At 59.7% G+C, this 24,603-nt stretch carries 18 protein-coding genes; 11 read left to right on the forward strand and 7 right to left on the reverse strand.

Annotated features, from left to right (window positions below):
* Nucleotides 1-45: 45 nt before the first annotated feature.
* Nucleotides 46-1,962 carry an ATP-binding cassette domain-containing protein gene (locus AO240_RS20455; RefSeq protein ID WP_099238752.1) on the forward strand — a complete coding sequence of 639 codons (1,917 nt, stop codon included), beginning with the start codon at nt 46-48 and terminating at the stop codon, nt 1,960-1,962.
* A gap of 123 nt (nt 1,963-2,085) precedes the next feature.
* Here AO240_RS20455 and AO240_RS20460 read toward each other — a convergent pair whose 3' ends face one another.
* The gene (locus AO240_RS20460) at nt 2,086-2,532 is read right to left on the reverse strand and encodes a universal stress protein (protein ID WP_058411031.1); all 447 of its coding nucleotides are present in this window, start codon (nt 2,530-2,532) and stop codon (nt 2,086-2,088) included.
* A gap of 105 nt (nt 2,533-2,637) precedes the next feature.
* Here AO240_RS20460 and AO240_RS20465 point away from each other — a divergent pair, with 105 nt between their 5' ends.
* The 7 genes from AO240_RS20465 (at nt 2,638) to AO240_RS20495 (ending at nt 11,016) form a co-directional block, all read left to right on the forward strand.
* Nucleotides 2,638-3,075 carry a hypothetical protein gene (locus AO240_RS20465; RefSeq protein WP_058411030.1) on the forward strand — a complete coding sequence of 146 codons (438 nt, stop codon included), beginning with the start codon at nt 2,638-2,640 and terminating at the stop codon, nt 3,073-3,075.
* A gap of 500 nt (nt 3,076-3,575) precedes the next feature.
* Nucleotides 3,576-5,723: a fatty acid oxidation complex subunit alpha FadB gene (gene fadB / locus AO240_RS20470; protein WP_099238754.1), complete on the forward strand. Its 2,148-nt coding sequence runs from the start codon at nt 3,576-3,578 to the stop codon at nt 5,721-5,723.
* A gap of 29 nt (nt 5,724-5,752) precedes the next feature.
* Nucleotides 5,753-6,928 carry an acetyl-CoA C-acyltransferase FadA gene (gene fadA / locus AO240_RS20475; protein WP_058411028.1) on the forward strand — a complete coding sequence of 392 codons (1,176 nt, stop codon included), beginning with the start codon at nt 5,753-5,755 and terminating at the stop codon, nt 6,926-6,928.
* A 97-nt stretch (nt 6,929-7,025) separates the two neighbouring features.
* Nucleotides 7,026-7,262 carry a DUF1653 domain-containing protein gene (locus AO240_RS20480; RefSeq protein WP_058411027.1) on the forward strand — a complete coding sequence of 79 codons (237 nt, stop codon included), beginning with the start codon at nt 7,026-7,028 and terminating at the stop codon, nt 7,260-7,262.
* Nucleotides 7,263-7,376: 114 nt separating this feature from the next.
* Nucleotides 7,377-9,998 (forward strand): type I DNA topoisomerase, encoded by a 2,622-nt coding sequence (gene topA, locus AO240_RS20485; RefSeq protein ID WP_099238756.1) that lies wholly within the window; start codon nt 7,377-7,379, stop codon nt 9,996-9,998.
* Nucleotides 9,999-10,118: 120 nt separating this feature from the next.
* Entirely contained in the window at nt 10,119-10,640 is a 522-nt protein-coding gene (locus AO240_RS20490) for a DUF6586 family protein (RefSeq protein ID WP_099238758.1), read from the forward strand.
* Between the two features lie 142 nt (nt 10,641-10,782).
* Nucleotides 10,783-11,016: a hypothetical protein gene (locus AO240_RS20495; protein ID WP_058411273.1), complete on the forward strand. Its 234-nt coding sequence runs from the start codon at nt 10,783-10,785 to the stop codon at nt 11,014-11,016.
* 291 nt (nt 11,017-11,307) lie between these two features.
* On the opposite strand, the gene sulA is transcribed toward AO240_RS20495, so the two are convergent.
* Together sulA and lexA are read right to left on the reverse strand one after the other, a co-directional pair.
* Nucleotides 11,308-11,781 carry an SOS-induced cell division inhibitor SulA gene (gene sulA, locus AO240_RS20500; protein WP_058411024.1) on the reverse strand — a complete coding sequence of 158 codons (474 nt, stop codon included), beginning with the start codon at nt 11,779-11,781 and terminating at the stop codon, nt 11,308-11,310.
* Nucleotides 11,782-11,791: 10 nt separating this feature from the next.
* On the reverse strand, nt 11,792-12,400 hold the full coding sequence (gene lexA / locus AO240_RS20505) for a transcriptional repressor LexA (RefSeq protein ID WP_003172575.1): 609 nt from the start codon (nt 12,398-12,400) through the stop codon (nt 11,792-11,794).
* 263 nt (nt 12,401-12,663) lie between these two features.
* Between lexA and AO240_RS20515 the strand changes: the two genes are divergently transcribed.
* Nucleotides 12,664-13,371, forward strand: coding sequence for a TetR/AcrR family transcriptional regulator (locus tag AO240_RS20515; protein ID WP_099238760.1), 708 nt, complete (start codon nt 12,664-12,666; stop codon nt 13,369-13,371).
* Nucleotides 13,372-13,532: 161 nt separating this feature from the next.
* Complete coding sequence (gene nagZ, locus AO240_RS20520; RefSeq protein WP_099238762.1) at nt 13,533-14,543, forward strand: beta-N-acetylhexosaminidase; 1,011 nt, start codon at nt 13,533-13,535, stop codon at nt 14,541-14,543.
* Nucleotides 14,544-14,791: 248 nt separating this feature from the next.
* Here the strand turns inward: nagZ and AO240_RS20525 are convergent, their stop codons facing one another.
* From AO240_RS20525 to mfd, 3 genes are read right to left on the reverse strand one after another with little or no spacing between them, the layout of a single operon-like run.
* Nucleotides 14,792-17,482, reverse strand: coding sequence for a DEAD/DEAH box helicase (locus AO240_RS20525; RefSeq protein WP_099238764.1), 2,691 nt, complete (start codon nt 17,480-17,482; stop codon nt 14,792-14,794).
* A 9-nt stretch (nt 17,483-17,491) separates the two neighbouring features.
* Nucleotides 17,492-18,058, reverse strand: a complete 567-nt coding sequence (locus AO240_RS20530; protein WP_099238766.1) for a CsiV family protein — start codon at nt 18,056-18,058, stop codon at nt 17,492-17,494.
* A gap of 11 nt (nt 18,059-18,069) precedes the next feature.
* Entirely contained in the window at nt 18,070-21,519 is a 3,450-nt protein-coding gene (mfd, locus tag AO240_RS20535; protein WP_099238768.1) for a transcription-repair coupling factor, read from the reverse strand.
* Nucleotides 21,520-21,860: 341 nt separating this feature from the next.
* Between mfd and AO240_RS20540 the strand changes: the two genes are divergently transcribed.
* Nucleotides 21,861-23,324, forward strand: a complete 1,464-nt coding sequence (locus tag AO240_RS20540) for a glyceraldehyde-3-phosphate dehydrogenase (protein WP_099238769.1) — start codon at nt 21,861-21,863, stop codon at nt 23,322-23,324.
* 611 nt (nt 23,325-23,935) lie between these two features.
* Here the strand turns inward: AO240_RS20540 and AO240_RS20545 are convergent.
* Entirely contained in the window at nt 23,936-24,469 is a 534-nt protein-coding gene (locus AO240_RS20545; RefSeq protein WP_099238771.1) for a chalcone isomerase family protein, read from the reverse strand.
* Between the last annotated feature and the right edge of the window lie 134 nt (nt 24,470-24,603).

Genomic DNA, 24,603 nt, shown 5'->3' on the forward strand with positions numbered 1-24,603 from the left:
ACCGTCAAGTCAGGTAGAATGCGCGCCCAGTTTTTGGAGAAGTGTATGACCCTGCTCAAATTCAGCGATGTGTCCCTTGCTTTCGGCGCCATGCCGTTGTTGGACAAGGTGTCCTGGCAGATCGCCCGTGGTGAGCGGGTGTGCATCATCGGCCGCAACGGCACCGGCAAGTCCAGCATGATGAAGCTGGTAAAAGGCGACCAAAAGCCCGATGAGGGCTCTGTTTGGCGCGCGCCCGGCCTCAAAATTGGTGAATTGCCGCAAGAATTGCCGGTGGCCGACGGACGGACAGTGTTCGACGTGGTCGCCGAAGGCCTCGACGGCGTGGGTGAGCTGCTCGCGCAATACCATCACCTGGCGCAGAACTGTGTGACCGACGCCGACCTGGACAAGCTGATGCATGTTCAGCAAGACCTCGAAGCCCGTGACGGCTGGCGCTTGCAGCAACTGGTCGACAGCACCTTGAGCCGCCTGCAACTGCCGGCCGACAAAACCCTGGCCGAGTTGTCCGGCGGCTGGCGTCGTCGCGTCCTGCTGGCGCAGGCGCTGGTTTCCGAGCCGGACCTGCTGCTGCTCGACGAACCGACCAACCACTTGGACATCGGCGCAATCGCCTGGCTCGAAGAGGCCATCAAGGACTTCCAGGGCGCCGTGCTGTTTATCACGCACGACCGTGCTTTCCTGCAGAGCCTGGCGACGCGCATCCTCGAACTCGACCGTGGCGGCCTGATCGACTGGAACGGCGACTACGCCAGCTTCCTGGTCCACAAGGAAGCCACGCTGGCGGCTGAAGAAACCGCCAACGCGCTGTTCGACAAAAAACTGGCCCAGGAAGAAGTCTGGATCCGCCAGGGCATCAAGGCGCGCCGCACCCGTAACGAAGGCCGCGTGCGTGCCCTTAAAGCCCTGCGTAACGAGCGCAGCGAGCGTCGCGAACGCACCGGCAAGGCCAATATTCAGTTGGACACCGCCGACAAGTCGGGCAAGCAAGTGATGGTGCTGGAGAACGTCAGCTTCCATCACCCGGACGGCCCGTTCCTGATCAAAGACTTCTCGATGGTCCTGCAGCGCGGCGACCGTATCGGCCTGCTGGGCGCCAACGGCACCGGCAAGACCACCTTGCTCAAGCTGATGCTCAATGGTTTGCAACCAACCAGCGGCACTGTGGAGGAGGGCACACGCATCGACGTGGCTTACTTCGACCAGTTGCGCCACCAGTTGGACCTGGAAAAAACCGTAATCGACAACGTTGCCGAAGGCCGCGACTTTATCGACATCGATGGCCAAAGCCGCCACGTACTCAGCTACCTGGGCGACTTTTTGTTCAGCCCGCAGCGTGCACGTACGCCGGTAAAAGCTTTGTCCGGTGGTGAGCGTGCGCGCCTGCTGCTGGCCAAACTGTTCAGCAAACCGGCCAACCTGCTGGTGCTCGACGAACCGACCAACGACCTCGACGTAGAGACGCTGGAGTTGCTGGAAGAAGTGCTGCTGACCTTCAACGGCACTGTGCTGATGGTCAGCCACGATCGGGAATTTCTCGACAACGTAGTCACCAGCACCCTGGTCTTCGAAGGTGAAGGCAAGGTGCGTGAATACGTCGGTGGTTATCAGGACTGGCTGCGTCAGGGCGGCTCGCCGCGCCTGTTGGGCGTGACCGAGAGCAAGTCCGGCAAGGCCGACCTGACCTCGGCGGTGGTTGCTCCGGCAACGGCTGCACCGGCTCAGGAAGCCGCACCGGCGGCCAAGAAAAAGCTCAGCTACAAGCTGCAACGCGAACTGGAAGCCTTGCCGGGTGATATCGACGCCAAGGAAAAACAGATCGCTGCGGTAGAAGCGGACATGGCTGATGCGGGTTTTTACCTGCGCCCGGCGGCAGAAACCGCCAAGGTCATCGCTTCCCTGGAAACGTTGAACCAGGAGCTGGAAGTGCTGGTTGAGCGTTGGGCCGAGCTGGATGCCTGATTGATCCGCACGCACTAAAAAAAGCCCGGCACTTATCTGTATGAGTGCCGGGCTTTTTATATGAAATGCAATTCACAATGTGGGAGGAAGCAAGCTCCCTCCGACATTTGATCCTCGTGGGCCTTACTTGCTGGTGTCTTTGACCAGTTTGACTGCCAGCACATCGCACGGCGCGCCGTGCAGTACGTCATTGGCAGTTGAGCCCAGCAACAGCGCCAGACCATGACGGCCGTGGCTGCCGACCACGATCAGGTCGCACTGATGTTCTTTGGCCAGGTGGTGAATTTCCTGGCGTGGTTGACCGTAAGTCAGGTGGGAGTTTTCCTTGGTGATTTCCGGGTACTTGAGGATCAAGCGTTCCAGGCGCTCTTTGGCCTGATCGAACTGTTGCTGCTGCAGTTGGGACAAATCCATGGGGACGTCGCCGCCGAACGCCATGGCCATCGGCTCAACGATGTGCACCAGCGAGAGTTTGGCGTTGCTGGCAACGGCGAAGGCACGGGCGCGTTTGATGACTGGATCGCACTCTTCGGTCAGGTCTACGGCGACCAGAATATGTTCGTAGGACATGGGGCGTTCCTCCAGGGGACTGCAATAAGTTGAGTATGGCTGCTTTCAAGCGGACTGGGTTGCGTCAGGTCATATCCGCTCATCTAGAAAATCGGGAGTACACATATGACGGTCTGGATAGTGGTGTCAATCCTTCTGGTGGTTCTGAGCCCTCTGGCGTGGTTGCGCCCGTCGCGCCATCAGAGCGGGCGCATGGCCCTGCGCATGGAGGCGCGCCGCATCGGTCTGGCCATGCAGCTGTCGCCTCAGGAGTGGCCGCACTGGCTCAAGCAGGAGCCGCCGAGCCCATGCGCGCAGTACTGTCGGCCGCGTCGCGGCAGTGCGCCGGCGCTCTGGAGTTACTGGCAGCTGGAGCCGGGGGTGTGGGTCAATCGGTGGCGTGAAGTGTGTGTTGATGAGAAATTGTTACCCTATTTTGCACGGTTGCCGGACAACGTCTACAAGGTCGAGGCCGACACGCAAATGATCGCCTTGTATTGGGGCGAGAAGGGCGAAGCCAGTGTCTTGAAGGACATTGACGCATTGCTCAAGGCACTGGCCTGACGCAGCCCCCGCAATGGGGGCGAGCGCGCAATAAAAAGCCCGACATCATCATCGGGCTGGAGTTGGCCAGGCAGGCCGGTAATTCTTTGATGCTGCGCCGGATGTTCATCCAGGCGCGTTACGCTTGTTGCTAGCCTAGCGGCCTATCTCAGTCTGTACAGCTTTTTGCCGCAGCCGCTGCCTTATTGATTATGTGAATGGTCGAATATTGACGTGCCGCGTGCGCAGGCGCGCGGTTCTGAAATGACTGGAAAGTCGCGTTTTACCCAGCCTTTCGAGCGATTGACAATTAGCTGGAATTGGATGAAGGTGACGTACCCAAATCAAACGGGCGTATGAATTGAGCGTTTGTCTGTCAGACTGCTCATACAGAACCCCGACTATCGCACTGGCGGGTGTGCCTGGCGGATTGGCTTGAGCATTGGCGTAATTATCAATGTCCAACCAGAGGCCAGCGTCCAGTGTGTACTGTTCAGCTTCCATATCGTGGAGATCAGTTGATGATTTACGAAGGTAAAGCCATCACGGTTAAAGCTCTTGAAAGTGGCATCGTCGAATTGAAATTCGACCTCAAGGGTGAGTCCGTCAACAAGTTCAACCGTCTAACCCTGAACGAATTGCGTCAGGCCGTCGACACCATCAAAGCAGATGCTTCGGTCAAGGGCGTGATTGTCTCCAGCGGCAAGGACGTGTTTATCGTCGGCGCTGACATCACCGAATTCGTCGAAAACTTCAAGCTGCCCGATGCCGAGCTGGTGGCTGGCAACCTCGAAGCCAACAAGATTTTCAGCGATTTTGAAGACCTTAACGTGCCAACCGTTGCCGCAATCAATGGCATCGCGTTGGGCGGCGGTCTGGAAATGTGCCTGGCGGCTGACTTCCGTGTGATGTCGGCCACCGCCAAAGTGGGCCTGCCTGAAGTCAAGCTGGGCATCTACCCGGGTTTTGGCGGCACCGTGCGTTTGCCGCGCCTGATCGGCGCCGACAATGCCATCGAGTGGATTGCCGCAGGCAAAGAAAACACCGCTGAAGACGCGCTGAAAGTCGGTGCTGTTGACGCTGTGGTTGCCCCGGACAAGCTCGCCCAAGCTGCACTGAACCTGATCAAGGGCGCCATCAGCGGCGAATTTGACTACAAGGCCAAGCGCCAACCGAAGCTTGAAAAACTCAAGCTCAACGCCATCGAACAAATGATGTCGTTCGAAACCGCCAAAGGTTTCGTGGCAGGCCAGGCCGGCCCGAACTACCCGGCGCCGGTTGAAGCGATCAAAACCATCCAGAAGGCCGCGAACTTCGGTCGTGACAAAGCCCTGGAAGTGGAAGCTGCAGGCTTCGTCAAACTGGCCAAGACCTCTGCTGCGCAGAGCTTGATCGGCTTGTTCCTGAATGATCAGGAGCTGAAGAAAAAGGCCAAGGCCTACGACGAAATCGCCAAAGACGTGAAACAGGCCGCCGTACTCGGCGCCGGTATCATGGGCGGCGGTATTGCCTATCAGTCGGCGTCCAAAGGCACGCCGATCCTGATGAAAGACATCAACGAGCACGGCATCGAGCAAGGGCTGGCCGAAGCCGCCAAGTTGCTGGTGGGCCGCGTTGATAAAGGCCGCATGACTGCTGCGAAAATGGCCGAAGTGCTTAACGGCATTCGTCCTACGCTGTCCTACGGTGATTTCGGCCACGTCGACCTGGTGGTCGAAGCGGTTGTCGAGAACCCGAAGGTCAAGCAAGCCGTGCTGGCTGAAGTAGAAGCCCACGTTAAAGACGACACCATCCTGGCGTCCAACACCTCGACCATTTCCATCAGCTTGCTGGCCAACGCCCTCAAGCGCCCGGAAAACTTCGTCGGCATGCACTTCTTCAACCCGGTACACATGATGCCGCTGGTGGAAGTGATCCGTGGCGAGAAGTCCAGCGAGCTGGCGGTTGCCACCACCGTTGCCTACGCGAAAAAAATGGGCAAGAACCCGATTGTGGTCAATGACTGCCCGGGCTTCCTGGTCAATCGCGTGCTGTTCCCGTACTTCGGCGGTTTCGCCAAGCTGGTCAGCGCGGGTGTCGACTTTGTGCGCATCGACAAAGTCATGGAGAAATTCGGCTGGCCAATGGGCCCGGCGTACCTGATGGACGTGGTCGGCATCGACACCGGCCACCACGGTCGTGACGTGATGGCTGAAGGCTTCCCGGACCGCATGAAAGACGACCGCCGCTCGGCGATCGACGCGCTCTACGACGCCAAACGCCTGGGCCAGAAGAACGGCAAAGGTTTCTACGCTTACGAGGCCGACAAGAAGGGCAAGCAGAAGAAAGTCGCTGACCCTTCGGTGCACGAAGTGCTCGCGCCGGTCATCTACGAGCAGCGTGAGGTGTCCGACGACGACATCATCAACTGGATGATGATCGCGCTGTGCCTGGAAACCGTGCGTTGCCTGGAAGACGGCATCGTCGAAACCGCCGCCGAAGCCGATATGGGCCTGGTGTACGGTATTGGTTTCCCTCCATTCCGTGGTGGTGCGCTGCGTTACATCGACTCGATCGGTGTGGCCGAGTTCGTTGCCCTGGCTGATCAATACGCTGATTTGGGCCCGCTGTACCACCCGACCGAAAAACTGCGTGAGATGGCCAAAAACGGCCAGCGCTTCTTCGGTTAAGTGCCCAGACGAACAGAGCGAGAATATTTATGAGCTTGAATCCAAGAGACGTGGTGATTGTCGACTTCGGTCGCACGCCGATGGGCCGCTCCAAGGGCGGCATGCACCGCAACACGCGTGCCGAGGACATGTCGGCGCACCTGATCAGCAAATTGCTCGAACGCAACGTCAAGGTCGACCCGAACGAAGTCGAAGACGTGATCTGGGGCTGCGTTAACCAGACCCTGGAGCAGGGCTGGAACATCGCGCGCATGGCCTCGTTGATGACGCAGATCCCGCACACCGCTGCCGGCCAGACCGTCAGCCGCCTGTGTGGTTCGTCGATGAGCGCGCTGCACACCGCGGCGCAGGCGATCATGACCGGCAACGGTGATGTGTTCGTGGTCGGTGGCGTGGAGCACATGGGCCACGTGAGCATGATGCACGGTGTCGACCCGAACCCGCACATGTCGCTGTACGCGGCAAAAGCCTCGGGCATGATGGGCCTTACCGCAGAAATGCTCGGCAAAATGCATGGCATTACCCGCGAAGCCCAGGACGCGTTCGGCTTGCGCTCGCACCAGCTCGCCCACAAGGCGACCCTGGAAGGCAAGTTCAAGGATGAAATCATCCCGATGAACGGCTACGACGAGAACGGTTTCCTGAAACTGTTCGACTACGACGAAACCATTCGTCCGGACACAACCCTGGAAAGCCTGGCGGCCTTGAAACCGGCCTTCAACCCCAAGGGCGGCACCGTCACAGCCGGTACGTCGTCGCAAATCACCGACGGTGCTTCGTGCATGATCGTGATGTCGGCGCAGCGTGCCCAAGACCTCGGCATCCAGCCGCTGGCGGTGATTCGTTCGATGGCGGTGGCCGGTGTGGACCCGGCAATCATGGGCTATGGTCCAGTACCCGCGACCCAAAAAGCCTTGAAGCGTGCGGGCCTGACCATCGCCGATATCGACTTCTTCGAGCTCAACGAAGCGTTCGCCGCACAGGCGCTGCCGGTGTTGAAAGATTTGAAAGTACTCGACAAGATGAACGAGAAGGTTAACCTGCACGGCGGCGCGATTGCCCTGGGCCACCCATTCGGTTGCTCCGGTGCACGTATTTCCGGCACTTTGCTTAACGTGATGAAGCAAAATGGCGGCAACCTTGGGGTTGCAACCATGTGCATTGGTCTCGGCCAAGGCATTTCCACCGTCTTCGAACGCGTTTAAGCGTTGGCTTGACGGAAGCCGGGGCCCAGTGCCCCGGTTTTTGTTTTTTGGAATTTTTAATATTTTTTTTCAACACATTTTGTAAGAGGGCCAGAGCATGAAAGTCGAACCAGGGCTCTACCAACATTATAAAGGTCCGCAGTACCGCGTTTTTAACCTGGCACGGCACTCCGAGACCGAAGAAGAAATGGTCTTTTACCAAGCACTGTATGGCGATTACGGCTTTTGGGTACGCCCGTTGAGCATGTTCCTGGAAACCGTCGAAGTTGACGGCGAGCAGGTCCCGCGCTTTGCTCTGGTGCAGGTCGAACCCAGTCTTTTTTCAGGGCAATAACGGCAGGCCGCGCAGAATGCTGCGCTTGACCTCGTGTTGTAGCCACTATATATAGCGTTGCCGCGACAGGCGCCAACTGCCTTTCACTTCTCGAATTCAGGAATTTTCCGATCCATGGGCAAATCGCTGGTCATTGTGGAATCCCCGGCTAAGGCCAAGACCATCAACAAGTACTTGGGTAACGAGTACGTGGTGAAGTCGAGTATCGGCCATATCCGAGACCTGCCCACCAGCGGTTCGGCTAGCGCCAGCAAGGAGCCTGCCGCCAAGCGCGGCAAGGCGGCTGCGGGCGAAGGTCCGGTACTCACGCCTAAAGAGAAAGCGCGCAAGCAGCTGGTCTCCCGCATGGGTGTAGACCCGGATCATGGCTGGAAGGCCAAGTACGAGATCCTTCCGGGCAAGGAAAAGGTCATCGAAGAGCTGCGCCGGCTCGCCAAAGATGCTGACACCATCTATCTCGCGACGGACTTGGACCGCGAAGGGGAAGCCATTGCCTGGCACCTGCGCGAAGCCATCGGCGGTGATGACAGCCGCTACAAGCGTGTGGTGTTCAACGAAATCACCAAAAAAGCCATCCAGGAAGCCTTCTCCAAGCCGGGCGAACTGGACATTGACCGCGTAAACGCACAGCAGGCACGGCGTTTCCTCGACCGCGTTGTGGGTTACATGGTCTCGCCGTTGCTGTGGGCGAAGATCGCCCGTGGCCTGTCCGCCGGCCGTGTGCAGTCGGTCGCGGTCAAACTGGTGGTGGAGCGTGAGCGCGAGATACGTGCGTTCAACCCCGAAGAGTACTGGGAAATCCACGCTGACCTCGGCACCGCCAAGGGCGCCAACGTGCGCTTTGAAGTGGCCCGTGAAAAAGGCGAGGCGTTCAAGCCGCTGAACGAAGCCCAGGCCATGGCCGCGCTGGAGAAGCTCAAGTCTTCCAGCTACAGCATCGTCAAGCGCGAAGACAAACCGACCAGCAGCAAACCGTCGGCGCCGTTCATCACGTCCACCCTGCAACAGGCCGCGAGTAACCGCCTGGGCTTCGGTGTGAAGAAAACCATGATGATGGCCCAGCGTTTGTACGAAGCCGGCTACATCACTTACATGCGTACCGACTCCACCAACCTGTCGCAAGACGCGGTGGCGATGGCGCGTACGTATATTGAAACCGAATTCGGCAAGAAGTACCTGCCCGAGAAGCCGAACGTTTACAGCAGCAAAGAAGGCGCCCAAGAGGCTCACGAAGCGATTCGTCCTTCCGACGCCAACACCGAGCCTGCCAAGCTGAGCGGCATGGAACGTGACGCCGAGCGCCTCTACGAGTTGATCTGGCGCCAGTTCCTGGCCTGCCAGATGCTGCCGGCGCAATACCTGTCCACTACGGTCAGCGTGGCGGCCTCCGACTTCGAGCTGCGTGCCAAGGGCCGTATCCTCAAGTTCGACGGCTATACCCGCGTCATGCCGCAAATCGCCAAGCCAGGCGATGACGATGTGCTGCCGGACATGGCCCAAGGCGACGCGTTGAAGCTGATCAAGCTCGACCCGTCGCAGCATTTCACCAAGCCGCCGGCGCGTTATTCCGAAGCCAGCCTGGTAAAAGAGATGGAAAAACGCGGTATTGGTCGTCCTTCGACCTACGCGGCGATCATCTCGACCATCCAGGACCGTGGCTACGTCGCGCTGCACAACCGTCGTTTCTACTCGGAAAAGATGGGCGACATCGTGACCGAGCGCCTGTCCGAGAGCTTCTCCAACCTGATGGACTACGGCTTTACCGCCGGTATGGAAGAGAACCTCGATGACGTGGCTCAGGGCGAGCGCGACTGGAAAAACGTACTCGACGAGTTCTACGGCGACTTCAAAAAGAAACTCGAAGTGGCTGAAAGCCCTGACACCGGCATGCGCGCCAACCAGCCGGTGATGACCGACATACCGTGCCTGACCTGCGGCCGCCCGATGCAGATTCGTACCGCCTCCACCGGCGTGTTCCTGGGTTGCTCGGGTTACAGCCTGCCGCCGAAAGAGCGCTGCAAGGCCACCGTTAACCTGGTGCCGGGCGATGAAATCGCCGCCGATGACGAAGGTGAATCCGAGTCGCTGGTACTGCGTGGCAAACACCGTTGCCCGATCTGCAGCACGGCGATGGACGCTTACCTGCTGGATGAGAAGCACAAGTTGCACATCTGCGGTAACAACCCGGATTGCGATGGCTACGAAATCGAAGAAGGTAGCTACCGCATCAAGGGCTACGAAGGCCCGAGCCTGGAATGCGACAAGTGCGGCAGCGAGATGCAACTCAAGACCGGCCGTTTCGGCAAGTTCTTCGGCTGCACCAACCCGACGTGCAAAAACACCCGCAAGCTGCTGAAAAGCGGTGATGCGGCGCCGCCGAAGATGGACCCGGTGAAGATGCCTGAGCTCAAGTGCGAGAAGGTCAACGACACTTACATCCTGCGTGACGGCGCTTCGGGCTTGTTCCTGGCCGCCAGCCAGTTCCCGAAAAACCGCGAGACCCGTGCACCGCTGGTGCTGGAGATCGTGCCGCACAAGGACGAGATCGACCCCAAGTACCACTTCCTGTGTGAAGCGCCGAAGAAGGACCCGGATGGTCGCCCAGCCGTGATCCGCTACAGCCGCAAAACCAAGGAGCAGTACGTGCAGACCGAAGTGGAGGGCAAGCCTACCGGCTGGAAAGCGTTCTACGACGGCGGCAAATGGAAGGTCGAGGACAAGCGCCAAGGCGCTTGATCCGCTAGGCTGTTAACGATAAAAGCCGTCTGTATAGACGGCTTTTGCGTGTGGCAGGCACGAGCGTGCTCGCGCCTGCACAGGCAGCATCAGGCTTATTTTGTTGTGGAGACCGCCGTTATGGCCAACGAACTCTATACCCGTACCAACCAGAAAATTTACTTCGCGGGTTTGTCTCTGGAAGCCCTTGGCCGTGCCGAGCAGGGCAAAGAGATGAATGCCATCGCGCTGGTCCAGGCGGGGCGTGAAGCGGCGTTGTTTCACCTGTACGGCGCCTTGCTGGGGCTGTGCCATGAAATCGCCGGGTTTTACCGTTTGCCTCAGGCCGGTTCGCCGCGTGCAGAAATGATCATGACCCGCGAAGTGCTGGAGAGCATGGCGATTCCTGAGTTGGCCGAGCTGGTGGAAATGGCCCAGAGCCCCGACAGCTGGGTCGCACGCCTGCTCAAAGCCCACGCCGACATGTTCCAGCCGCCGCGTATTCCGCACGTGCCCAAAGGCGATGTGACAAAACCGCTGATCGTGACCGTGGCCGTGGAAGATGATGAGCCCAAGCCATTGAGTCGGGAAGAGCTGGAAAGCTGGCGCCAGGCGCTGAAGAAGATGGCGCTGCGCTTTCGTGAAGGCTTGAACGAGTGTTGAGCTGAATCGGCCGCAACGACCGGATGAACGCTCGGTGTTCGAGCGCACCATTCATCAAGCCGTAAAGAAACCTGTTCAGATCCTCTGCGAGGCTGGGTGGATGACTGATATAATTGCCGCCTTTCGTGGAGAACAGACTTTTATGCCGACGTCCTTTTTGGAAATTGTTGAGTTGCCTGACGGCCGAATCGAACTGCGCCGAGCTGAGGACGAAGGTTCTTTGGTTATTTTGGACTTTTCCGAGGACGCAAAAGCCTTCCTGCAAGGCCAGCACGTGGAAGTGGCAAAAGCCATGTTGAGCGTCGGTGTGCAGATGGCAGGTCGCCTGGCAGACGGCGAACCTGAAAAGGATGACGGCTCGCGCGTTCTTCACTGAGTGTGTGAAGCGCGGGCTTGTTGTGCCTGGCCGACTTGCTGTGATGGGTGAGTTTGTGGTGAGCGGAGGGCTCATTGTGGTGAGCGGGCCTGCTCGCGTTGGGCTGCGAAGCGGCCCTAAATAGATTGATACGGTATTTCAGGTATTCCGCGGTGCCTGGTCTGGTTCTGGGGCCGCTGCGCAGCCCAGCGCGAGCAAGCCCGTTCGCCACATGATCCCGCTCGCCACAACAGCCAGCTAGTCACAATAAGCCCGCTCGCCATAGCAAACGCCCTGGGCACAGACAGCTTATTACCCCAATCGAATATTCAAACTCTGCGCATCGCCGGTACGCGCGGCGCTGATGAGCTGTTGCTTGGCCGTTGCATTCAGCGGGTTGAGCCAGCTCACCACGGTATGGCTACGGCCCAGGCGCAAGGCTTCGCAGGTCAGTTGCTGGGCGCTTTGCATGCCGCGCGGTTGCAGCAGCAGGATACGCTCGCGGTTGAGGCCGGCGTCCCGCAGCCAGGCCTGGGTCAGGCTGGCGGGCGGTGCGATCAGCGTCAGCCAGCGCGCGTCCTGGTCTTCGCTCAATTCGCGAAGGATCGGCGCCAGCAGGCTCAGGCAGCTCCCGGCAGCACCGCGCAACGACAGTTCACTGAACGCCTCAGGTTCGGCGCCCCAAGGCGCCTCGACCGTTTCCTTGAGGGTGGGCGAAAGCGGTTGAGCCATAAAGGCCTCGAACAGCGACAGTTGTGTGTGTTGTGGGGTGTGCACGAGCTGCATGGTGCCTCCTTTAGCGGCGAATGACGCCAACGCTCAAACCTTCGATCACCAGGTCTTGGTCTTTCAGGTTCACTTCGATCGGGGCAAACTCGGGGTTCTCGGCCAGCAGCCAGACCTTGCTGCCTTCACGCTTGAAGCGTTTCACGGTGACTTCATCGCCGATACGGGCGACGACGATCTGGCCATTACGCGCTTCACGGGTGGTGTGGACGGCCAGCAGGTCACCGTCGAATATGCCCACGTCCTTCATGCTCATGCCGTGTACGCGCAACAGGTAGTCGGCGCGCGGATGGAAGAAGGTGGGGTTGATGTTGCAGGATTCCTCGACGTGCTGCTGCGCCAGGATCGGCGCACCGGCGGCGACGCGGCCAATGATCGGCAGGGTCGATTCGTCGGCCTTGGCTTCAAAACCAGGGATACGAATACCGCGTGAAGCACCGGGGGTCATCTCGATCGCGCCTTTGCGGGCGAGTGCCTTGAGGTGTTCTTCAGCGGCGTTGGGGGATTTGAACCCCAGCTCCAGCGCAATTTCCGCTCGTGTCGGCGGGTAGCCGTTGTCATCGAGGCAGCGCTTGATAAAAGCCAGAATCTCAGCTTGGCGTGGCGTCAGTTTTAGCATGTTGATCGCTCTGTCTTTTTATACAGTGACTGGGATTATATACAGTGAACTGCGCTTGGCAATCATCCTTTTTGAGCACTCCGCTGGACGGTCATTTTTCACCCTTCCTGCGACGCAGCAGCAGTGCGCACTACGCACAGGCAAGGATGTGATTAAATGTCGCGCAAATAGATGACTGCCCGGCCGTAAAACGAACGCTCAGGCTTGACAAGACACACCCTGAAACGTATGTTTCAAACAAGTGTTTGTCAGGCGGAGTAGTCATGGCCCAGTCAGAAACCGTTGAACGTATTCTCGATGCTGCCGAGCAATTGTTCGCGGAAAAAGGATTTGCCGAAACCTCATTGCGGCTGATCACCAGCAAGGCTGGGGTTAATCTGGCTGCGGTGAACTACCATTTCGGCTCCAAAAAAGCCCTGATCCAGGCGGTGTTTTCGCGCTTCCTGGGGCCATTTTGCGCAAGCCTCGACCGCGAGCTGGAGCGCCGCCAGACCAAGCCCGAAAACATCCCAAGCCTGGAAGACCTGCTGGAAATACTCGTTGAGCAAGCGCTGGTCGTTCAACCGCGCAGTGGCAACGATCTGTCGATTTTCATGCGCCTGTTGGGCTTGGCCTTCAGCCAGAGCCAGGGCCACCTTCGGCGTTATCTGGAAGATATGTACGGCAAAGTGTTTCGCCGCTACATGCTGCTGGTCAACGAAGCCGCGCCGAATATTCCGCCGATCGAACTGTTCTGGCGTGTGCACTTCATGCTCGGCGCCGCCGCGTTCAGCATGTCCGGGATCAAGGCATTGCGTGCGATTGCCGAGACTGACTTCGGCGTGAACACCTCGATTGAACAGGTCATGCGCCTGATGGTGCCGTTCCTCGCCGCCGGCATGCGTGCCGAATCCGGCGTGACCGACCCGGCCATGGCTGCCGCGCAATTGCGCCCACGCAGCAAATCCACACCGGCCGTCGCCAAGGCGTGACCGCCCTGGGTGTGCGCGGCCGCTTGCATCCGCTAAGCTAGCCGCCATGCCGAATTCAGCTATTTACGTTACACGCAACCCGTGGTTTTCATCGAGCGCCCATTAGTACAAATGGCGCCCGATGAGGGCTGCGGGTTGTGTGCGTTATTTAAGGAAGGTTTATGACTGCTGCCCTGCAAGGTTCTTTGATGGTCGACGTTGCCGGCACTTGGCTGACGGCCGAGGATCGCCACGTGTTGCGCCAGCCTGAAGTGGGTGGGTTGATCATTTTTGCGCGCAATATCGAGCACCCACGCCAAGTGCGCGAGTTGAGCGCGGCGATCCGTGCGGTGCGCCCGGACCTGCTGCTGGCTGTCGACCAGGAAGGTGGTCGCGTGCAGCGTTTGCGCCAAGGCTTCGTGCGCCTGCCGGCCATGCGCGCGTTGGCGGATAAGCCGAACGCCGAACACCTCGCCGAGCAGTGCGGCTGGATCATGGCCACCGAAGTGCTGGCCGTCGGCCTGGACTTGAGTTTTGCCCCGGTGCTCGACCTGGACTACCAGCGCAGCGCCGTGGTTGGCACCCGATCATTCGAAGGCGACCCCGAGCGCGCCGCTGTGCTGGCGGGTGCGTTCATTCGCGGTATGAACAGCGCGGGCATGGCCGCCACCGGTAAACATTTTCCGGGCCACGGCTGGGCTGAGGCGGATTCCCATGTTGCGATTCCGAATGATGAACGCTGCCTGGAACAGATTCGCGCGAATGACCTGGTGCCTTTCGCGCGCTTGAGCAAGCAATTGGCGGCGGTGATGCCAGCTCACGTCATTTACCCGCAGGTCGATGCGCAGCCCGCCGGCTTTTCACGTCGTTGGTTGCAGGATATTCTGCGCGGTGAATTGCAGTTCGATGGGGTGATTTTCAGCGATGACCTGTCGATGGCCGGCGCGCATGTGGTCGGCGACGCCGCCAGCCGTATCGAGGCCGCGTTGACCGCCGGTTGTGACATGGGCCTGGTGTGTAACGACCGGGCGGCTGCCGAGCTGGCATTGACGGCCGCCCAGCGCATGAAGGTCACGCCGTCGCCGCGCATCGCGCGTATGCGTGGGCAGGCGCTCGCGTCGACGGACTACAAGCAAGACCCGCGCTGGATGGCGGCGGTCGGTGCGCTTCGAGGAGCCGAACTGATTGAGTGACAGGGCGCTGTTTAATTAAGCCCTGAAACGTCGGAAACAGGGGAGCCTAGTAGGCGTGTATTCGTACCGGAAGGTAGGAAACATCGGCCTTTGGCTGTCCATCGCTTGGTTTAAAATACGCGCCATTGCCAGGCTGACACCGAGTTGCGCCCTTCGCGAGCAAGCCCGCTCCCACACTTGACCGCATAAATCTTGAGCAAACGCTGTCCAGTGTGGGAGCGGGCTTGCTCGCGATAGCGGTCTAACCGTCAGCGTTTCTCTTGCTTGTTGGGCAACGGCGCAAACAATGCCTCGATGTCGTCATTGCCCAACTGCCAATCGCCGGTGGTACGCCCATCCAGCACGCCCGCCGCCAGGTCGGATTTTTCCTTCTGCAGGTGCTGAATTTTTTCCTCCACCGTGCCCCGCGCAATCATCTTGTACACGAACACTGGCTTCTCTTGGCCGATGCGATACGCCCGGTCAGTCGCCTGGTTTTCCGTGGCCGGGTTCCACCACGGGTCATAGTGAATCACCGTGTCGGCTTCGGTCAGGTTCAAGCCCACGCCGCCTGCCTTCAAGCTGATCAGAAAAATCTGCAGCTTGCCGCTCTGAAAGTCCTTCACTGGCGTGCGTCGATCACGCGTTTGGCCGGTCAGCAGCGCGTAGGCAACTCCGCGCTTTTTCAGCTCGGCTTCGATCAGGCTGAGCATCGAGGTGAACTGCGAGAACAGCAGAATCCGGCGCCCTTCGGCAAACAGCTCCTCAAGCATTGCCATCAGGCTGTCGAGCTTGCCCGAGCTGCTGCCGTGGCCGGGCAGGATGGCGTCGTTGACCAGGCGTAAATCGCAGCACACCTGGCGCAGCTTGAGCAGCGCTTCAAGAATGATGATCTGGCTGCGCGCCACGCCTTTGCGGGTAATTTCGTCGCGGACCTTTTTGTCCATGGCCAGGCGCATGGTTTCGTACACGTCGCGCTGGGCTTCATTGAGGTCGACCCAATGGATAATCTCGGTCTTGGGCGGCAACTCCGTCGCGACCTGTTCTTTGGTGCGGCGCAGCAGGAAGGGTTTTATCCGACCGTTAAGGTGCTGCAATCGCACCTCACTGGCGCGCTTTTCGATGGGCACGCGGTAATCGCGGTTGAAGCTTTTTACGTCGCCCAGCCAGCCCGGCAGCAGGAAGTGGAACAACGACCACAACTCGCCCAAGTGGTTTTCCAGCGGCGTGCCACTCAGGCATAGGCGCTGGCGCGCGTTCAGCTCACGCGCCGCGTGTGCGGCCTTGCTGTTGGGGTTCTTGATGTATTGCGCTTCATCCAGAATCAGCACGTGCAAGGGCAGGGCGGCGAGGTGTTCGATGTCTTTGGGCAGCAGCGCGTAGGTGGTCAGCAGCAGGTCGTAATCCTGCAAGTTCTGGAAGTGTTTCTTGCGCGTCGCGCCATACAGCGCCAGCACGTTGAGTTGCGGTGTAAAGTGCGCCGCTTCGTCGAGCCAATTCGGGATCAGGCTGGTGGGCATCACCACCATGCACGGCCGGTCCAGGCGCCCGGCGATTTTTTCGCTAAGAATATGCGCCAAGGTTTGTAGGGTTTTGCCCAGGCCCATGTCATCCGCAAGAATCCCGCCGACGTCGAGCTGGCGCAGTGACTGCATCCAGCTCAGGCCTTCCAGCTGGTACGGGCGCAAGGTCGCGTTTAAGCCCTCGGGCGCCACGCAGGCGAAGTCCTTGATGTTGCGCAGGCGCTGGGCAAAGTTGCGGATTTTCTCGCCGCCTTCCCATTGCAGCGGCAGGTCTTCGAGCGGGTTGAGGCGAATCGCGTCGGCTTTGGCCAGGCGCAACGTGGTGGTGCCGGATTCCTGCAGGTAAAACTCGCCAAGCGTGGCCAGTACCGGTTTCAAACGCCCATAAGGCAGCGCCACTTGCAGCGGGCCGTGGCCATTCGGCAGGCCGGGAATGTTCACCAGGATCAGTTCGTCATCGCGGCGCCGCGCGAGTTTTTCCGGGTTGAGTATCTCGGTGTGCGAGCGCATCAGGTTAAGCAGGATCGGCAGCAGGCTCAGCCGCTCGCCGTTGACGATGATGCCCAGTTCGAGGTCGAACCAGTCGCGCTCCGGCCCCTCGTCCACCTTGGCGTACCAGTCATCTACGGCGCTCAGGTCAAAACCGAAATCTTCATCAATCTGCAGTTCCCAACCGTTGGCGCGCAAGGTCGGCGATGCATTCAGCGTGAAGTTCAGCCAGGCGCTGTCATTGACCATTTCGAACAATTCACCGGCGCTTTCCGGCAGTGCCTTGCTCTGGCGCGTGGCGATCTTGAACCCCAGCAGGCGCAGCTGCTCGCGATACGGCTGCTCCAGCTCGGGATGGCGCTTGATGCGCAGGCTTTGGGTTTCCTGGCGCACAACGATGTCGGCGTTTTTCTGCCCGCTGACGTAGTTGCCCAAGTAGTTGAACGACAGCGCCGCGCGGTGCTGGATATAGCGCTGCATCTTGCCGTTGCGCGGTTCAAACGCGCTGAACTCGACACTCGCCAGCCACAGGCGCGGCACGGGCAACACGTCCTCCATCACCACTTGGGGCAACACCACGCGGTTATCCAGCACGGCCTGAAGCTTTTCGAGCAATTGGGCATCTTCGGCCGCTGCCGGGTAGGCCAGGGTTTCCTGAACCTTGAGCAGCACTGCCGCGATGTGTTTGCAGTTGGTGTGCACCGGGCAGGTACAGCGGCTGTCGACCAGAATCAGCATGCCCTTGGCCGACTCGCGCAGCGAGATAGTCTGCCGATAAACGTTGCCGCCCGAGCCTTCGCAACTGGCGACGATGGTGCTGTCACCCGACTCGACGATGCGCACGCGGTTTTCCAGGGCGTAGCGTCGCCCGCGCTCAAGGCTTTGCTCTTTAAAGCGATTGGCCCACGAAGGGGCCAGGGGTTTGGTCAACGGCGACGTCAGGGGCATGGCGCTGGATCAGTCCTGAATGTCGGGCGGTGGCGCGCTGGGCGGTTTGGCGGTCAGCGAAGTGATTTTGATCAGCAGCGCCAGGTGGCCGCCGTCGAGGTAATTGAGCTGGTTGTTCTTGGTGCGCACGTCTTGCTGGGCCAGACGCTCGCTGGCGATCACGCTGCCATTGGCGCCGAACTGGTTGACCCAGAAGTCGGCGTCGATGTCGGTGAAACGACCCAGTTGCAGGTTCAACACGCCCTCGACAGGGAACTGGCCAAATTGCTCCTGGCCGTCGCTGATCGCGATTTTAACCGGTTGCTCGCCGAGGTTTTGTTCCCAGGCCTTGTGCGCCAGCACGGTGTAGCTGGAGTCGGCGCGTAGCTTGTCGACGATAGTGCCCAGGCGCGGCGGGCTCATTTTGTCGCCCAGGTGCACGGCCCCGGCATCCCAGTCTTCCGGTGCAGCGCGGCTGTTGATCACCGGCTCGGCATTCTGGCGCACCAGGATCATTTCAACCTGATACGGGCTGTCGGCAAACGCCGAAGGTGCAACGACCACCAACAACAGGCTCAGAATGCGGAACAGGCGCATGCGGGCGTCCTTCAAAGGGTTTTCGGGATGAGGCGCTCAAACAGCGCCTCCAGGGTATTAAAGCGTTCTTCGGCGCGCTCCATCGGCACCATGAACTTGAACAGCGTAGCCCCTTCGAACTTGTAGCGGTTGGGCTGGCCCTGAATCAGCTTGATCAGTACCAGCGGGTCCACCGGCGTTTGCGCTTCGAACTCGATACGCCCGCCTTGCGGGCCGGCGTCGACTTTTTTGATACCCAACTGCTCTGCCTGCAATTTGAGCAAGGTCAGGCGCACCAGGTTCTTGGTCGGTTCCGGCAGCAGGCCGAAGCGGTCGATCATCTCCACTTGCAGGTCTTTGAGGCCTTCTTCGTCGGTGGCCGAGGCGATGCGCTTGTACAGAATCAGCCGCGCGTGCACGTCCGGCAAGTAGTCTTCGGGAATCAACGCCGGCAAGCGCAGGTTGATTTCCGGGCCGCCGCCCAGCGGTTGATCAAGGTTCGGTTGCTCGCCTTTGCGGATGGCTTTCACCGCGCGCTCAAGCATTTCCATGTACAGCGTGAAACCCACGGCCTGAATCTGCCCGCTTTGGCCGTCGCCCAGCAGTTCGCCGGCGCCACGGATTTCGAGGTCGTTGGTGGCCAATACAAAACCGGCACCGAGGTCCTGGGTGTTGGCGATGGCTTCCAGGCGTTTTTCGGCGTCGGAGGTGATCTGTTGGCGCGGTGGCGTCAGCAGGTAGGCATACGCTTGGTGGTGACTGCGCCCGACGCGGCCACGCAGTTGATGCAGCTGGGCCAGGCCGAACTTGTCGGCACGCTCGATGATGATGGTGTTCGCGCTCGGCACGTCGATGCCGGTCTCGATGATGGTCGAGGCGATCAGCACGTTGAAGCGCTTGTGGTAGAAGTCGCTCATCACCTGTTCGAGTTCGCGCTCGCGCATTTGCCCGTGGCCGATGGCGATGCGCGCTTCCGGCACCAGTTCGGCCAGGTCGGCAGCGCACTTCTCGATGGTTTTTACGTCGTTGTGCAGGTAATACACCTGCCCGCCGCGCAGCAGTTCGCGCAACAGCGCTTCCTTGACCGTGCTTTTGTTCTGCTCCATCACGAACGTGCGCACCGACAGGCGCCGCGCCGGCGGCGTGGCGATAATCGACAGGTCGCGCATACCCGACACGGCCATATTCAGCGTGCGCGGAATCGGCGTGGCCGTCAGGGTGAGGATGTCGACTTCACTGCGCAGGTTCTTTAGTTGTTCTTTTTGACGCACACCGAAGCGGTGTTCTTCGTCGATGATCACCAAGCCGAGGTTTTTGATCTTCACGTCGTCCGACAGCAGCTTGTGCGTGCCGATCACGATGTCGATCTTGCCTTCGGCGAGGTCGGCGACGGCGGCATTCACTTCCTTGGCCGACTTGAAGCGGCTCATCACTTCCACGCTCACTGGCCAGTCGGCAAAGCGGTCGCGAAAGCTGTTGTAGTGCTGTTGGGCGAGCAGGGTGGTCGGCACCAGAATCGCCACCTGTTTGCCGCCGTGTACTGCGATAAACGCCGCGCGCATGGCCACTTCGGTCTTGCCGAAGCCCACGTCGCCGCACACCAGGCGGTCCATCGGCTTGGGCGCGAGCATGTCGGCGCGCACCGCCTCGATGGTGGTTTGCTGGTCGGGGGTTTCTTCGAAGGCGAACCCGGCGCTGAAGGTCGCGTAGTCGGCTTTCGGGTCGGCGAAGGCATAACCTTCGCGCGCCGCGCGGCGTGCATAGATGTCGAGCAATTCGGCGGCGACGTCGCGCACCTGTTCGGCGGCTTTGCGCTTGGCCTTCTGCCAGGTCTCGGAGCCCAGGCGGTGCAACGGCGCCAGCGCGTCATCGCTGCCGGTGTAGCGCGCGATCAGGTGCAAGCTTGCGACCGGCACGTAGAGCTTGGCGCCCTCGGCGTACTCCATGGTGAGGAATTCGGCGGCCTGGTTGTCGATCTCCAGGGTTTGCAGGCCTAAATAGCGGCCGACGCCGTGGTCGATATGCACCACCGGCGCGCCTTCGCGCAGCTCGGTGAGGTTTTTGATCACGGCGTCGTTGTTGGCGTCGGCACGTTTGTCACGGCGGCGACGCTGCATCACACGCTGACCGAACAGCGGGCTTTCGGCGATCAGCGCCAAGGCCGGGTCATCCAGCTGCAAGCCTTCGTCGAGCGGCGCGATGGTGATCGCCAGGCGCTCTTTGCTCTTCACAAAGTCCGGCCAACTGTCGACGGTTTTCGGCCGCAGCTTCAGGCGTTCCAACAGCTCCAGCAACACTTCACGGCGCCCGGCGGACTCAGCGGTAAACAACACGCGGCCGGGGAAATCGCCGATGAAGTTGGCCAAGGCTTCCAGCGGCTGGGCGGCTTTGGCCTGGATCGCCAGGTCTGGCAGCGCTTGCGCCGGGAAGCGCTCGCGGCCACTGCCGGCGTCCACGTCTTGCTGGCTGGCGACCACACGCGGCCAGTTTTTCAGGCGGGCGAAGCAGTCTTCTACCGGCAGGAACAATTCGGCAGGCGGCAATAAAGGCCGGGACGGGTCGACGCGGCGCTCTTCGTAGCGGTTGCGCACATCGTTCCAGAAGTTCTCCGCCGCCTGCTCAATGCCCGGCAGCGAGAACACTTGGGTGTCCTGCGGCAGGTAGTCGAAGAGGGTGGAGGTTTCGTCGAAAAACAGCGGCAGGTAGTACTCGATACCGGCCGGGGTAATCCCGCTGCTCAAATCCTGGAAGATCGGGCAGCGGCGAAAATCCACATCGAAGCGTTCGCGAAAGCGCGCCTTGAAGCGCGTGACCGCATCTTTTTGCAGCGGGAATTCGCGCGCCGGCAGCAGCTTGATCGACTCCACCTTGTCGATGGAGCGCTGGTTTTCGGGGTCGAAAGTGCGCAAGGTCTCGATTTCGTCATCGAACAGGTCGATGCGGTACGGCAGTTTGCTGCCCATCGGGAACAGGTCGATCAACGCGCCGCGCACCGCGAACTCACCGTGCTCGTACACCGTGTCGACGCAACGGTAGCCGCTGGCTTCGAGGCGCGTGCGCATTTGCTCTACATCCAGCTTCTGGCCGATGTCCAGCACCAGGCTGCTGCCCAGCAGGAACTTGGTCGGCGCCAGGCGATGCAGCGCCGTGGTGATCGGCACCACCAGCACGCCGTGGGCCAGTTCCGGCAAGCGGTACAGGCTGGCGATGCGCTGGGAAATGATGTCCTGATGCGGCGAGAACAAGTCGTAGGGCAGGGTTTCCCAGTCGGGAAAATGCAGCACCGGCAAATCGGGGGCGAAGAAGCTCAGCTCCTGCTCCAGCCGCTCGGCGCTTTGGCTGTCGGCGGTGAGCAGCAGGGTAAAGCGTTTGGCTGCGCTGGCAGCCTCGGCAATGGCCAGGCTCAGGGCGGCACCGGGCAAATTGCCCCAGTGCTGTTTACCTGCCGCGGCAGGGAGAAGCGGTAGACGCAGAACGGGCACGGAAGGTTGAGCTCCAAGCGTTGCGACAAAGTCGGTAATTGTAACGGCCCGAGGTGCCGCCTGTCAGTTGCTGACTGAGCCTATTACGGTTTGTGGGAAATGTAGTGGCTAAGACAAACAATGCAGCCTTTTGACTCAATATGTAGTGCCAAAATGCACGTAGTTTTCGGAGGGTTACGGACAAGTCGGCCTCGCGGCTCAACAAGCGGCCTTCTGGAAGCCGCGTATTTACTGGCCTGCAGCGGGGTGTCGATTTTTCGCAAGCACTTTTTGTTAGGGTGCGCGCATTGCTCCGAGGGCGCTCGGGGCGGCATAATGTAGCCCCTTTTTTCTGCCCCTACATGTGGAAGGTTCCCGTGACTCAGAAGCCCGACCAGTGTCTTGGTGAATGGATCGACCGTGAAGCGCTCGCTGAAGCGATGATTCCGCTTATCGGTCAGCTGTACCGCAATAACAATGTGGTGAGCTCGATCTATGGCCGCAGCCTGATCAACCAGTCTGTCATCGCGATTCTCAAAGCCCACCGCTTTGCGCGTCACCGTTCCGCCGACGACAGCGAACTCTCCGTCCACGAAACATTCCCGCTGCTTAAAGCCATGAGCGAGCTCAAGCTCGGCGCGGCTTCGGTAGACCTGGGCAAACTGGCCTACAAATTCCGCAAAGAAGGTGCCGGCCGCAGCGCCGAGCAGTTCGTGCGTGAAGAAATGGCCGACGTGGTCGGTCAGCAAAACGCCGCAGCCCGCAAAGGCACCGACGTTGTGCTGTACGGCTTCGGTCGTATCGGCCGTTTGCTGGCGCGTATCCTGATCGAAAAAACCGGCGGCGGCGACGGCCTGCGCCTGCGTGCCATCGTGGTGCGCAAAGGCGCCGACAACGACCTGACCAAACGCGCCAGCCTGCTGCGTCGCGACTCGGTACACGGTCCGTTCAACGGCACCATCGTCATCGACGAAGAAAACAACACCATCACCGCCAACGGTAACCTGATCCAGGTGATCTACGCGAAAAACCCGGCCGAGGTGGATTACACCCAGTACGGCATCAAGGACGCACTGCTGGTGGACAACACCGGCGTTTGGCGTGATGCCGAAGGCCTGGGCCAGCACCTGGCGTGCCCGGGTATCGACCGCGTTGTGCTGACCGCGCCTGGCAAGGGCAAGCTGAAGAACATCGTGCACGGTATTAACCATGGCGAAATCACGGCTGACGACAAGATCGTGTCTGCCGCTTCCTGCACCACCAACGCCATCGTGCCGGTGTTGAAGGCAGTGAATGACAAGTTCGGTATCGTTAACGGTCACGTTGAAACGGTTCACTCGTACACCAACGACCAGAACCTGATCGACAACTTCCACAAGGGCGATCGCCGTGGCCGTAGCGCTGCGTTGAACATGGTGATCACCGAGACCGGTGCTGCCACTGCTGCTGCCAAGGCGCTGCCTGAGCTGGCCGGCAAGCTGACCGGTAACGCGATTCGCGTGCCGACGCCGAACGTGTCGATGGCGATTCTCAACCTGAACCTTGAGACAGCGGCTACCCGCGAAGAGATGAACGAGTACCTGCGCTATATGGCGCTGCACTCGGACCTGCATAAGCAGATCGACTTTGTTAATTCGCAGGAAGTGGTTTCCACCGACTTCGTTGGCTCGCGCCATGCGGGTGTGGTGGACGCTGAGGCGACCATTACTCAGGACAACCGTGTTGTGCTGTATGTGTGGTACGACAACGAGTTCGGCTATAGCTGCCAGGTGGTTCGCGTGATGGAAGACATGGCCGGGGTTAACCCGCCTGCGTTTCCGCGCTAAGCGTCAGCAGTAGTTGAAAAAGCCCCGACTGGTTCGGGGCTTTTTTATGGCTCAGAGGTTGTGTCGCCGCGCATGGCCCCATCGGGAGCAAGCCCCCTCCCACAGGTTGATGGGTGGATACAGAAAATGTGGCAGCAAGCCTCTCACCACAGGTTGATGTGTGAATGCATTGAATGTGTGAGCAAGCCTCTCACCACAGGTTGAGGTGTGGATGCAGTGAATGTGGCATCAAGCCTCTCACCACAGGTTGAGGTGTGGATGCAGTGAATGTGGCAGCAAGCCTCTCACCACAGGTTGAGGTGTGGATGCAGTGAATGTGGCAGCAAGCCTCTCACCACAGGTTGATGGGTGGATGCAGTGAATGTGGCAGCAAGCCTATCACCACAGGTTGAGGTGTGAATGCAGTGAATGTGGCAGCAAGCCTATCACCACAGGTTGATGTGTGAATGCATTGAATGTGGGGGCAAGCCCTCCCACAGGTTGAGGTGTGAATGCAGTAAATGTGGTGACAAGCCCCCCACAGATTGATGTGTGAATACAGTCAACTGTGGGAGGGGGCTTGCTCCCGATGGCGGTGGTTCAGTGAATACAGATGTACATGACACACCCGATTATTTCAGCAGTTTGCCGCGCAATTCATCAGACAAGCCCTTCGGCGCCAGCCAGATTCCCAGATAGGCCCGCGCCAGCGCGTCATCGCGACTGCTGAACACCACCTCGCCATTGATTTCCAGGTTCAAACCTCGCCCAGGGCGAAAATCCAGAGCATACCGATCGCCGCTACGAATATCGCGAAAGCGCGCATGCAGCTTTTCAATCTCGGGCTTCAAGCGCGCGCTGGCCTGCTGACGCTCCAGGGTGGCGGTGGCGGCCTTGATCACATCATTGCGGTCGATGTCGCGAAAATAATACAGCTCAAGGCGCAGTGGCTTTTGCTGGTCCCAGGCCTGCTTTACGCTAGTGTCGGCCGGCGCATACAGCGCTGCCGCATACACATCCGCCCACAAATAGACCAGCACCGCCTGGTTTTTCAACGCCAGTGCATCAGACTGCGCAGGAAAACCCGCCTGCCTGAGCCGGTCCGCCTCACTTGCTTGCCCGGTTACAGAAAAAATCAGCAATAAACACAAAACGACATACCGCATAATGATGTGTCCTGCAAAGATGAGTGTCAGCAGTGTAATGCCAGTTTACTGTGCCTGTAGTAAAGGCAAGACTGGCCTACGACGCGACCAAGGGTTAATGTGCGCGGCGTTGAGCCTTATATAGACTGTGCCCC

Source organism: Pseudomonas sp. ICMP 460 (genome assembly GCF_002723595.1).
Taxonomy (GTDB): domain Bacteria; phylum Pseudomonadota; class Gammaproteobacteria; order Pseudomonadales; family Pseudomonadaceae; genus Aquipseudomonas; species Aquipseudomonas kitaguniensis.